This is a genomic window from Leptolyngbya sp. FACHB-541 (assembly GCF_014695875.1).
Classification (GTDB): Bacteria; Cyanobacteriota; Cyanobacteriia; order Elainellales; family Elainellaceae; genus JAAUTN01.
The window spans coordinates 91,911-104,227 of sequence record NZ_JACJPC010000027.1 but is presented as its reverse complement, the minus strand read 5'-3'; the positions used below and the strand labels follow the sequence as shown (position 1 = coordinate 104,227).

The following is a 12,317-nucleotide window of genomic DNA, read 5'->3' as shown; positions in this document are numbered from 1 at the left end:
CATCTATGAATTCTGATAAAAGACAGCAACTTCAGCAGTGGGAGCAAGAGTTGCGCGACCGTGAGTTAGCAGTTCGTTTGCGGGAGTTAGAAGCAGAAATTAGTCAACAGCAATCTTCACGTCACGCTCAGCTCAAGAATGCTGCACCCCACGCTCAACCGCTCAATTTCCTCAAGCGCTTCTACAGAAAGCTAGAGAACGTCGCCAAATTTATCGGAATCGTGGTGTTGGTAGTTATTGGCATTCAAATTGCGAGTTGGCTAGCAGGCACATTTATCGTAATCGGAATTGTTTGGTTGGCTTACAAGATCTTTTTTGAGAACGATTAACATGAGCTACAAAGTCGAAACGCATAATTTTTTGCAAGACCTTGACCGAATTTTCAAAGTGCGTCAAGAAATTGCCGATTATTTAGAAACCATTTCTGAAACGCTCACAACCGCAGAGTCTGCAGCTGCAGAAGCCTCTGGCAAGTTGGGTTTAGACCAAGAGATTGCAGATATTGGCATTGCCGGAAAGAATTTACGTCAGGGTGCATTTCGACTGCTCATTCTGGGCGACATGAAACGAGGTAAAAGCACATTTCTCAATGCGCTGATTGGCGAAAACCTGCTGCCTAGTGACGTGAATCCCTGTACTGCGCTGCTAACGATTCTTAAATTTGGTGCTGAGAGACGAGTCACGGTTCACTTTAATGACGGCAAGCCACCAGAGCAAATTGATTTCAAGCTGTTTAAGCAGCGTTACACAATTGATCCCCAAGAAGCAAAACAGCTAGAACAACAGCAACAGCAGGCATTTCCTGATGTTAGTCACGCAGTCGTGGAATATCCGCTGCCGTTACTAGAAAAAGGTGTTGAAATTGTTGATAGTCCGGGATTAAACGATACCGAAGCTCGAAATGAACTGTCGCTTGGCTACATCAACAATTGCCATGCTATTCTATTTGTCCTACGGGCATCACAGCCTTGCACCCTAGCAGAACGCCGTTATCTAGAGAACTACATCAAAGATCGCGGTCTGTCGGTTTTCTTCTTGATTAACGCTTGGGATCAGGTAAAGGAAGGACTGATTGATTCCGACGATTCAGAAGAACTTGAAGAAGCAGAGAGCAAACTGCGAAAAGTCTTTCACACTAATCTGGTGGATTACTGCCAGGTAGACGGGCAGGACACTTATGATGAGCGGGTGTTTGAAGTTTCCGCCATACAAGCGCTGCGACGACGAATTAAGGATGCCTCCGCTTCACTGGAGGGCACAGGCTTTCCAGAATTCATGGGCGCGCTCAATACTTTTCTGACGCAAGAGCGGGCGATCGCTGAATTTCGCCAGTCCAGAACGTTGTCTCGTCAGGCTAACCTCCGAGTTCAACAAGCCGTCGAACGGCGCATTCCCCTCCTCGGTCAAGATGTAGAGGAGTTGAAACAGCGAATTAGCTCTGTAGAGCCAGAATTCACTAAACTGAGCCAAATTCGAGATGAGTTTTGCGATGAGATTCGACGAATGCGCGATCGCAAAGCAAGGGCGATCGCCGACTCCTTCCGTACCTATGTGCTTAGTCTAGAAAATACCTTTGAGCAGGACTTTTTGCGCTACCAGCCCTCAGACCTACAGTTTCTAGATTTCTTTAGCGAAAGCAAACGAGAGCAGTTCAATCGCTCTGCCCAGCAGGGGTTTCAGCAGTACGTCAACGACAAATTTTTTGCCTGGACGCTCACCGCCGAGAAAGATCTGGAGTCAGCCTTCGCTGAACTGTCCCAGAGTGCCGCAAGACATGGCGCATCTTACACCGGAGTAACCAATCAAATTACTGAAAAACTGACAGGGCAGGACATTCAAACTCGACTGAACCTATCTGGGGAAGACGACACTACTCCTGGTTGGGCGAAATGGGCGATGGGACTTTTCTCGTTAGCGGGAGGTAATCTTGCTGGGGCAGCGCTAGCAGCCACGGGGTTTGACTTCAAAAGCATTTTGCTGAATCTGGTTGCAACCTGGGGAATTGCACTGCTGTTTGCACCAATTTTGGGTCCTTTTGGGATTCTGTTAGCCGGGTTGGGGGTTGGCGCACTTCAGGCAAATGATGCACGTAAACAGTTTGCCAAAGCAATCAAAAAGGAGCTAGTTAAACACTTGCCCCAGATTGCCCAAGAGCAGTGGCAGCCTATCTACAGTGCAGTGCAGGAGTGCTTTGATAACTATGACCGGGAAGTCGCCAAGCGAATCAATGAAGACATTCAGTCGCGCAAGGCAGAACTGGAGAACCTGCTGAAGCAAAAAGAAACCCGCGAGATTAATCGAGATGCAGAACTGGAAAGACTGCGATCGCTAGAAGCAACTATTGCCGACCAGTCTCAAAGAGTTGAAGTCGCCTATCAATCCTTACTGTCTTGATCTCGCAGAAATTTCTCAGTCTCTTTCAAGGGCGAACAACCTTCGTCCTTGTAGAAACGCAGCAGGGGATCGTTCAATTGAGTCTCTGGCAGAGAAGCGATCGCCTTTACAGCGACCGATACACCCCATCTCCACGATCCTCAGGCAGAGTCTTTAGCCGTTAACCCACACGCTTATACATGAGGATTTGTCTGGGTTGTCCGAGAAACCAGTGGCTCAGGCTAGATTCAGCATGTTTAATTTGGTAGCCAGCTTTGCGATAGAGTCGTCGTGCCTGCAAGTTATTTTCCAACACATGTAGATATAGTTCCTGAAAACCCCATTCCAAAGCGACCCGTTCGCAGGTCAAAAGCAATTGTTGAGCGACCCCTTGTCTTCGATATTCGCGCTGTACAGCCAGGTTAGACACGTACAGGTAGGCATGGCTGCGAGGTTGCCAAAACGATTGGGTGCGTAATCCCATTTCAACCGTTCCCACTAAGTTTTCCTCTCCTAGCGGGTAGCTTGACGCTTGTGGGGTAGCTTGATTGATTGCAACAAGGCAAACATAGTGGTCAGTTTTTGTCCGCAAGCGGTTTCGCAGGTCTTCATAAATGCCCATGCGAAACAGTGGATAAATCCAGCCGATTACACCTTCTTTTATGTGAAAGCTACTGGAAAGTACGTCTGCAAGGCGGTTTAGGTCTTGTTGCCGCGCCGTTCGAACTAGGACTGGAGCGGCATTTGGGCGATCGCTAGACTCCCATTGATTGAATACCAAGGATGATAAAACACCTGTGTTGAGATAAGGACACTAGCGCTTTGCGCTTAAGAGATAGAATGTCCTCTCATTTTAATCCTGAGACTCCCCAGTATGAATTGTATTCAGAGAATGGCAACTCACATTTTGGGGCTAGATCTCAAGTTGGTCAGGGTTGAAAACTGTTTAGATAATTTTTACAACAATAAATTTTGCAAGTTTTTATGTCTTGAAGTAATGTTAATTAACGCTGCTGCAATGAAGGCAATTTCTAGTTAGCCAAAGGTTAATCAGCTCTACCTATGGTTAATCAGCTCAAACCTGTTCCTGGTTTAACTGCCTGAAAAATTAGCAGCTTTTGCCACAGACTTTCTGCTAACACTCAAGGCACAATAAGTGTAGAAGCACAGTTTTGTCTGCTTGAGTAGAATTGGATAGGTTTTAGAAGGGTGCAGTTTAGGGTGCGGCTTTACGGTTAGGCTCGCGCACAGCGGTAATATTTGGGTAGGGGTATCTACAGGTGAGGCTGAAATCCTAAGGGAACGTTAGGATGCTTTTCAGGTTGCGATCGCTATCTCCAGGTTCAAAGCTACATTTAACCAAGAGATAACTGAGAGATGGACAAGATTCTAGATCAGGATGTCGCGTCGCCTCTTGTCAGATAAGCTCAGTGACACATCCAAACCCTTGTCCCAACCCCGTCCATTCCTATTAACTTAACTGCCCTTGAAGCAGGACGGTGCATGATATCTATAGATCACAGTAAGCCTAAAATTCTGGTCGTTGATGACGAGCCAGATAATCTAGATCTGCTTTACCGTACTTTTCACCGTGAGTTTAAGGTGCTGAGAGCGGAGAGTGGGCCTGTGGCGCTGGAGATTCTCGCGAGGGAAGGAGACGTTGCTGTCATTATTTCTGACCAGCGGATGCCTTCAATGAGTGGAACTGAGTTTCTTAGCCTCACTGCCACTCAGTACCCAGATATCATCCGAATTATCTTAACAGGCTACACCGATGTCGAAGATTTGGTAGAAGCAATCAACTCAGGTAAGGTGTTTAAGTATGTCACTAAGCCTTGGGATGATGAAGAACTTAAAGTTGTCGTGCGCCAAGCAGTCGATACGCACAATGTTCTAAAAACTCGTACTCAAGAGCTTTGCCGTACGCTGCGGCAAGAATCGCTGCTCAATGCGGTGACCAACACGATTCGCAGTGCCCTGAGCTATCGGCAGATTCTTCAAACCATCGTGGAAACGGTGGGTCACATGTTTGAGGTGGACTGCTGTATTTTGCGTCCATTTCATGACGATCGCGTCAGTGATGAGCTATTTGTTTACACGGCTCGTCTGCCTGAATCAACAGCAGCTACTTCCGATTCCTGGAATCTAGACAACCTGGCAAATACGCTCTGGGAAACGCGAGAAGTTCATGTGATGAACGATGCTCAGGCAGAAATGCAGTCGCCTCGGGATGAGGCAATTGACGATCGCTGCCAGCAGTCTTATAAAACGGCTCAAATTCGCTCTAGCCTGGTAATTCCGCTAATTTGTCAGCAAGAGCTAATGGCAGTGTTGGCACTCCATCAGTGCAGCTACTCCCGCATTTGGCAAGGAGATGAGGTGCAGTTGGTGGTGATGGTGGCAGACCAGGCTGCATTAGCGCTGTCACAGGCACGAGCCTATGAACAGGTCAGGGCACTGGCTAAGCGAGAAGCACTGGTTAACACAATTACGGCAGCAATTCGCTCTAGCCTTGACCCACAGGAGATTTTTGCAGCAATCACTCAAAAGCTAGGACAGGCACTTCATGCCGATGGCTGTGCTTTGTCACTCTGGACTGAGGAGGATGAATTTGTCCAATGTGTTGGGCTGCATGATGCCAGTCAAGATATTGAGACACCCAGTCAAGCGATCGCTCTGCTGCCCGCAATGGAAGAGCGAAACTGGAACGGTTGGTTAACTTCTGACAATCTTCCGGCTCAACAAAAATCTTTTAACCATTCCAAAAACGGGTTTGAGCTTTCTGTCAACTCGTCTATTAGCCCGTCTGCTAACCCCTTCTTTGAGGAAGGCAGTTCGACCCATCGGCATCACTTACCCCAGTCACTCGTGCCGATTGAGGGAAATCCGGTATTGCAGCTTTTGCTGACCACACAAGAGCCAGTCATCATTAATGACCTGAGCCAATATCCAGAGATGAACGTGCTGGATGTGCCGCTGCGATCGCCTGCTCGTGCCCTATTGGTCGTACCACTGCTGTATAACGGCAAGATTATTGGCAGCATTTCTCTGCGCCAGGTGCATGAGCCACGCAAATGGGAAACCTCTGAAATTGAGCTAGCTCAAGCTGTGGCGGCTCAGGCAGCGATCGCTGTGCAACAGTCGCGGCTCTATCAAAAAACCCGTCAGCAAGCTGAGCAACTGATGGAGCTAGATCGGCAAAAAACCGAATTTTTCCAAAACGTTTCCCACGAATTTCGGACTCCGCTTACCCTAACGATTGGACCGTTAGAAACAGCCGTCGCTCAACAGGAAGGGATATCTTACGACCAATCTGTAATTGCCCTGCGAAACTCGCGCCGCTTGCTGCGGTTGGTCAACCAACTGCTCGACTTGCAGCGGCTAGACGCAGGTCGAATGCAGCCCAGTTTCCGCCCCTGTAACCTGATGGACTTCATCACACAGGTTGTGGAGACCTTTCGACCGTATTGCGATCGCAAGCAAATTACCCTCTCAACTCACCTGTCTGAGTGCCCGCCCATTTACCTGGACTTAGAGAAGTTCGACAAGGTCCTTTACAACCTTTTGTCTAACGCCATGAAGTTCACTGCTGCGGGTGGCAGCATCGATGTGGTGCTACAGTCGGCGGGTAGTCACTGCTTACTTAAAGTTAAAGATACAGGCGTTGGCATTCGTGCTGATCAGCTTCCCCACCTGTTTGAGCGATTTCATCAGGCAGACGGTTCTACCAATCGCAGTCATGAAGGCAGCGGCTTAGGCTTGGCGCTGGTCAAGGAACTGGTCGAGCTACATGGCGGCAAAGTCTGGGTCGAGTCAGATTATGGCAAAGGCACTACCTTTACCGTCTGGCTGCAAACTGGGATCGCCCATCTGCCGCTAAATCAGGTAATTGAAATTCCGGCTGAGATAGAGCCTGTCCGCGCTGCGGTCGAGTTGGCTGACATTGAGTCAGATTTTTCTGAAGGCGGAGCGCTCGTCCATCTGCCCAACGGTTCCCACCCGGTCGAGCTATTACCGTCAGGCAGTTCAGATCTAGCTCCGATAAATGCCGCTCAAGTTTTGGTTGTAGACGACAATGCCGACCTGCGGAACTATGTCGCTGGCATTTTGCAACAGGCAGGCTATCTCGTGCAAACGGCGCGGAATGGGGCAGAAGGCTTCCAACTGGCGCAGACGCAGCGTCCCTACCTGATCGTCACAGACTTGATGATGCCACTGGTATCAGGGCTGGAAATGATCCAAATGATCCGTCAGGACGAAGCCCTGAAAGGTACTCCAATTGTGTTGCTGACTGCCAAAGCAGACGAAGACACGCGCATCGAGGGGGCTGAACAGGGCGCAGATGCGTATTTGTCAAAACCTTTTAACCGTCGAGAATTGTTGGCGGAAGTTCGTAATCTACTAGCGCTGAAAGCTAATGAGCGACGGGTAGCAGAACTCAACTCCTACTTAACAGAATCAGTGCTGCGTCGGTTTTTGCCTACCTCGCTGGTAGAAAAAGCTTCTCGCGGTGAACTAGCACTTGATCTGCGTCCAGAGCCAAGGCTAATCACAGTTTTGTTTAGCGACATTATTGGCTTTACCCAGTTGTCGAACACGTTGCGATCGCGCCGAGTCGCCGAACTCTTAAACGAGTATCTGACTGAGATGACTCACGCCATCTTTGACCACGGTGGTACTGTTGACAAGTTCATGGGGGATGCAATTCTAGCCATCTTTGGCGCACCAGAAGAAATTACGCCAAACGAGCAGGTTAGACGGGCGATCGCTGCTGCTCAGCAGATGTACCGCTCTCTCTCCAAACTGAACGAACGTTGGCAAACTCAAGGCATTAGCCGCGTCCAGTTCCGCTGTGGCATCCATCAGGGAACTGCTGTTGTCGGCATGTTTGGTGGAGTGGAACGGGCAGACTACACGGCGATCGGTCCAAGCGTCAACATTGCTGCTCGAATTCAAGAAGCCGCAGGTCCAGACAGCATTTTGGTATCAGCTGCTGTAGCAGATTATTTGGAAGAGCACGTAATCACAAAAGGTAGCCCCTTGGAGCTCAAAGGGGTAGACGAAACGGTACTCACCTTCGCTATCCGTACTGATATGGAAGAGGATGAATACCGCTAAACCTTAGACCTCAACTGGCTTACTCAAAAGGCTATAGAGCCTGACCTGCTTTTCTGTGGCGGGAGTTAGCGAAAATAGCTCAACTCCCCAGTTGGAAGCGTATTTTTGAGCAAAGTCACTTGCAGCGACTTTAGAGGGGGCTTGAATCAGGAGTTGACTAGCCAACTCCGTGGTACCCGTAAAGGCAAATTCAGCGAAATACATAACTACAATGCTCCGTCAATCTGAGAACCTTACAGGTTGAAAGCTTTGCTAAATTTCACCAGCTTTGCTGAACCTCATAGCAACCGGGCTTGGCTGCACCCTACAACAGGCGGATTAACGGTTATCCTTCGTTTTATCACTCAGGTCCGTTTAATCATCAGGTAGATTCTTAGATGGAAAGGGGTGTAACTGAAAGGTTAATGTTTTGAGGACCGGAAAACTTTGAAACTTAGTAAAGAGCCAGGTCGAATTGAACGGATCGAGTCGATCGCGTTCAAACTGATTGCGTATCAAACAGTGGAGTGGTTAGATGCCTAGCTGAAAACCATCCAGTTCAGACCACTAAGCCTAGCCTAGTGTCCAGAAGCGTCCTGCAAAAGCGAAATATCACCGAGGTTTGCTTGTCTGATTGAAACCTTGAGTTACTTAATTTCACATGATAACTCGCTGTTTCAAATGCGCTTTGATACTTCAAAAAGTTCAACCCTGTTTAACAGATTTAGCGATCGCCTCAGCTTCAATTCACCACATTGAGATGTATTAATAGTTTCAAGCAAGCATCCAACACTGTTAACAACTAAAAACTATAACGTTCAGGATGAATTGGTCTAGAAGGCTAAGACCCCCTAAAGTTGAGTAATTTGGGTAGAAGGTGCGGCAGGGGTTAGCTCTAGCTGAAGCGCAAAGTCATCATCATAAAGTGCTTGTTCCCAGTTACGGGCAGCTTTAACTTGCGTCAGGGTAAGGTGCTCAGCAATTCGTAGGTCTGCATTGAGCAGATTTGCTCCCAACAAGCTTGCATCCTTAAAGTTTACTGCCCGCAATTTTGCGCCCTGAAGCTCAGCCCCCTTGAGGTTTGCTTCCTGGAAATCAGCTCCGAGTAGATTTGCCTCTAACAGATTTGCTGCTCGCAAGTCAGCTTTTTTCAAGTTCGCCCGCTGCAAATTGGATCGCTGCAAATTAGCAGCTCTCAAATCAGCTTTGTAAAGGTTCGCTTCAAGCAAGTCAGCTTTTTGAAAGTTAGCCCCTAGCAAGTTTGCCTTTCTCAAATTAATTTCACGCAACTCCGCTCTGGGCATGTCTAGCCCTTTGAGACTGATGCCATCTTCGTTCAGGTCTTGTAGTGCTTGAATGCGGGCATAGCTGTTTTTTCTGCCATAGGCTGCATCAATGACTTTCCAGGCTTCGTAATGCGATCGCTTTTGCCGCTCTGGAGTTTCTTTGATGTAGATAAATACTGCCACCAGTACACTGATTCCCTCGATGATTTCGAGGAAACTCCTGATGCTCAACCATTCTAAAAATGCTCTGCCGATTGGGGTCAAGTCAAACAGACGAATCATCCCAATTAGGAAAAGCACTTCGAGCGACGTTGGAATGCGAATTAGCCAATCGACAATCCAAGCTTGAGTTTGCCGTAGCCACTGGTAACGTTGCTCTTGTGAGTCTTCACTCATAAATTGCCTCTGTCCCGTCTGCATCTGCCGTCCCTACCCCAACCGATAGCAGGAATGCCCAGGGAATCGTCGGATCGGCAGCAAGCCGAGCTGCAACGGCACTCGCGCCATAGCGGTTGAGGTGACTAGGATCAGCGAAATACTCGTTTTGCATTAGCTCTTGCTGCTGACTGAGATCGTGAAAAATAAATCCTGCTCTCGCCGCTAACTGCTGCATGTGTTGTCGAAACTGGTCTTCATAGGTTTGGCGGGCAGGGTCGAGATAGTCGCGCGTCAGGGGCAGGTTGACAAAGATGAGCGGAATTTGTTGAGCCTGGGCGAAGTTAGCGATCGCTATTGTCGCTTCTTGCTGTTCCCCACCTAGCTCAAAGGGAATGTAGTTGCTGTCATATTGTCCCGCAACTCTAGGAAATTCTCGATAGTAAGTAGTTGGATTAAACTGATCCGCAACAGGCTGAAAACCTGTCGAGTCCAAGTCACTAGTAGGGCGATCGCTCACTACTTCCGGCAGAATCGGGTAGATCGGCGGCAGGTCAAGCAGATTAGCAGAAGTGGAGGGGCGATCGCAACTTGCGTAATTGGTTAGCGGTGTACTGAGGCACTCTGCTGTGAGAGAGCTCTGTGACTGCGGTGACTGAATGGGGCGAACCCCAGTCTCTAAAATCCGGTAGCCTTCGGATGTCAAAATTCCGCTGTAGGTAATATCTGCTCGACCGCTGTTGAACGCGCGTGAGCCATCCGCCCAAACAATCAGTTGAGGCAATTGATCGGGTGTCAAAATTTGCCGCAGCAGCACACCAATTACCTGAGCCGTTGCCCCATTAATACTGAAGTTAAATACATTGGGCTCCGGGTAGCCCTGTGCCGTTAGAGCTTGTTGCAGCGCCACTGGGTCAACGCCTTGCAAAGCACGAGAACTGCCAACAATGAGAATATCTGGTACGCCAAATGTATTTAGATGATCGGCATACAATCTCAATTGCTGGTCGAGGCGCTGACTATTAAAAGAGGGATAGTTTTCTAGCGTGATCTGTAGGGGCGCACTGTTTGGATTACCCGACTCTGTTGTAACCAGGTTGGATTGGGACAGTTCGGTGGCGATCGCCTCAGCAGTTCCATGACCAAGCACAAATGTGGCTGCGATCGCTCCAGTCCAGAAGATCAGGCTGTGCTTTAAAGCTTTTACTGGTTTCGCTGCCGAATCCTTGTAGTCCTCAAAACTCCCCAAAATAGAGAATTTGGACCTTTCTAAAGCATTCCAAAAATGAGCTTTTTGGAATGCTTTAGAGGGCTTTAGACTACGTTCTAGACTGACATCTTTATAAGTTTGTGTCCGTCCCACAATTCACTCACCTATGTGGAATGACCTACATCTATAGCTTAGTGTGTCTTATTTATGGGTGGTCTTGCTAGTATGTAGGACTTTGCCTGTTTATGGTCTGCACTCGTCAGCATTGGGTTGCTGGGAGTTGCCCCATTGCAGCGCAAAGTTTGTTGCTTTTGCAGGTGCTACTCATGCAGTCCAAGAATAAGCTTCAAACTTTAGTTCAAATTGTTCAAGGTTGGAATAGATGGGGGCGATCGCCTCACCTACAGGGCGCTGCCATCGTCTTGCTATCCTCACTAATACTGTCATTTCAAAACATTGTTGTCAGAATCGTGTTGAGTCAACAAACCGTGCTGGGAATCAGCTTTGGTGGATTTGTTGAATCGAGTGTGGGCAACTTGCTGCTCATTTTGCTGATGCGGATGGTGGTGGTGGTGCTACTAATGGCATTTGGAATTGGCACCTGGATTTATCCGCCACTGTGGAAGGATATCCAGAATCGACTGAATGAGCGCAACCCGGCCCTGATCGGGGGCGTTTTAGCTAGCGGTTTTTTGCTATTTTTGTCCCTGCCACTGATGTTTACGGCGTTGAGTGTAATTCCTGCTGGAATTGCTACAACGCTCTTTTTTATCTACCCGACCGTTACCGTTTTATTTGCCTGGTGGTGTTTTGGCGATCGCCCCACTTTCCTACTAACTTTAGCAGTCGGCACCATCTATGCCGGGTGTTTGCTCACCATTCCCGGTTCTGAACAATCAACAGATAAGGTGTGGCTGGGCGCAACGATGGCGGCTCTTGCGGGAGTTGTCTTTGCGGCGTACACAATTCTGACTCAGATCTGCACTCGGCGCTTTCGGCTACACCCGGTGCCTTTTACTCTCGGCGTATTTGTAATAATGCTGCTCCTGGCTAGCTTGACGGTTGGGGCGATCGCGTTCATTCCCTGGCTGACAGCTACGCTGCCCAGCTTAAGAATTGTTGTCAATGCCACGATGTGGTCACGGTTGTGGGCAAGCACCGTTGTTTTGGCACTGACGGCGATCGCAGGCTTTTTGCTCAACAACATCGGCATTCGCAGAGTTGGCGCGGCCCAGGCTGCCATCATTAGCGCAAGTGGTCCCGTTTTCACAACACTGCTGGGCTGGCTGCTGATTCAAGAAACGTTACAAGACAAAGCTCAAGCAATTGGCATTTTGCTAGTGACAATTTGGGTGGGGGCGATCGGCACCGGAGCGATGAATCGAGATTCGCGAAATCAAAGCTCGTAAAGTTGTTATGCTCTGGTTCGGGATAGCATTGCTTCTATCAAGGGCTTTTGCTCGCTGCACGACACCACTCCAATGAAAATGGACTACAGCTTAGAGCGGGTGCCCTTTCATCTGTAGTCCGAATTCTTGGAATGAGTATTAAGTTTTGTGATTATGACGAAGCTAAGTGGCTAGCGATCCTTTCTAGTAGCTTCTAGTAGCTGTCATCTCCTGCTACTTCTACTGTTTCTGGTTCCGGGAGACGCTGCTCTAGGGAAGCATCACGAATTGCCTGCCAGTGGCAAAATAAATCGTTTTTACTTAAGTCATTCGTCCTGTAATAGCGGATTGCCTGCTCCAACTCTTGAGGGGTTTGAGGGATAGGAACAGTACAAGTGAGTTCTGCCATAAATGACCTCTACTGTTAATTGCGTTGTGGTTGCGTAAAACCGTAGTTTCACTAATTGTAATGAAGCCCTCTCAGAAAAAGTATCAAGATATACAGTTTTTGTTTTGATTTATGTAAACTTCTCGCAAAGCCGAGGGCAGGTTAAGGAGAGTTTGCTTCGTTGTCCCTACTGTTCCCCT

General features: G+C 48.4%; 9 protein-coding genes. 4 read left to right on the top strand and 5 right to left on the bottom strand.

Annotation, left to right across the window (positions count from 1 at the left end; translation table 11 throughout):
• Window positions 1-5: 5 nt before the first annotated feature.
• Both H6G00_RS03925 and H6G00_RS03920 read left to right on the top strand, forming a co-directional pair.
• Window positions 6-329 carry a hypothetical protein gene (locus tag H6G00_RS03925; RefSeq protein WP_190642239.1) on the top strand — a complete coding sequence of 108 codons (324 nt, stop codon included), beginning with the start codon at window positions 6-8 and terminating at the stop codon, window positions 327-329.
• Between the two features lies 1 nt (window position 330).
• Window positions 331-2,394, top strand: a complete 2,064-nt coding sequence (locus tag H6G00_RS03920) for a dynamin family protein (RefSeq protein ID WP_190795708.1) — start codon at window positions 331-333, stop codon at window positions 2,392-2,394.
• Window positions 2,395-2,554: 160 nt separating this feature from the next.
• Here the strand turns inward: H6G00_RS03920 and H6G00_RS03915 are convergent, their stop codons facing one another.
• Window positions 2,555-3,154 (bottom strand): GNAT family N-acetyltransferase, encoded by a 600-nt coding sequence (locus H6G00_RS03915; RefSeq protein ID WP_190795707.1) that lies wholly within the window; start codon window positions 3,152-3,154, stop codon window positions 2,555-2,557.
• Between the two features lie 722 nt (window positions 3,155-3,876).
• On the opposite strand from H6G00_RS03915, the gene H6G00_RS03910 reads away from it, so the two are divergent.
• Window positions 3,877-7,491 (top strand): response regulator, encoded by a 3,615-nt coding sequence (locus tag H6G00_RS03910; protein WP_190795706.1) that lies wholly within the window; start codon window positions 3,877-3,879, stop codon window positions 7,489-7,491.
• Window positions 7,492-7,494: 3 nt separating this feature from the next.
• Here the strand turns inward: H6G00_RS03910 and H6G00_RS03905 are convergent, their stop codons facing one another.
• From H6G00_RS03905 to H6G00_RS03895, 3 genes are all read right to left on the bottom strand, one after another.
• The gene (locus H6G00_RS03905; RefSeq protein WP_190795705.1) at window positions 7,495-7,695 is read right to left on the bottom strand and encodes a hypothetical protein; all 201 of its coding nucleotides are present in this window, start codon (window positions 7,693-7,695) and stop codon (window positions 7,495-7,497) included.
• Window positions 7,696-8,321: 626 nt separating this feature from the next.
• Window positions 8,322-9,152 carry a pentapeptide repeat-containing protein gene (locus H6G00_RS03900; protein WP_190642234.1) on the bottom strand — a complete coding sequence of 277 codons (831 nt, stop codon included), beginning with the start codon at window positions 9,150-9,152 and terminating at the stop codon, window positions 8,322-8,324.
• Window positions 9,145-10,494, bottom strand: a complete 1,350-nt coding sequence (locus H6G00_RS03895) for a hypothetical protein (RefSeq protein ID WP_190795704.1) — start codon at window positions 10,492-10,494, stop codon at window positions 9,145-9,147. Before H6G00_RS03895 ends, H6G00_RS03900 begins: the two co-directional genes overlap by 8 nt.
• Window positions 10,495-10,667: 173 nt before the next feature.
• On the opposite strand from H6G00_RS03895, the gene H6G00_RS03890 reads away from it, so the two are divergent.
• Window positions 10,668-11,750, top strand: a complete 1,083-nt coding sequence (locus tag H6G00_RS03890) for a DMT family transporter (protein WP_190795703.1) — start codon at window positions 10,668-10,670, stop codon at window positions 11,748-11,750.
• Window positions 11,751-11,943: 193 nt separating this feature from the next.
• Here the strand turns inward: H6G00_RS03890 and H6G00_RS03885 are convergent, their stop codons facing one another.
• Window positions 11,944-12,138 carry a hypothetical protein gene (locus H6G00_RS03885; protein ID WP_190642231.1) on the bottom strand — a complete coding sequence of 65 codons (195 nt, stop codon included), beginning with the start codon at window positions 12,136-12,138 and terminating at the stop codon, window positions 11,944-11,946.
• Window positions 12,139-12,317 lie beyond the last annotated feature (179 nt).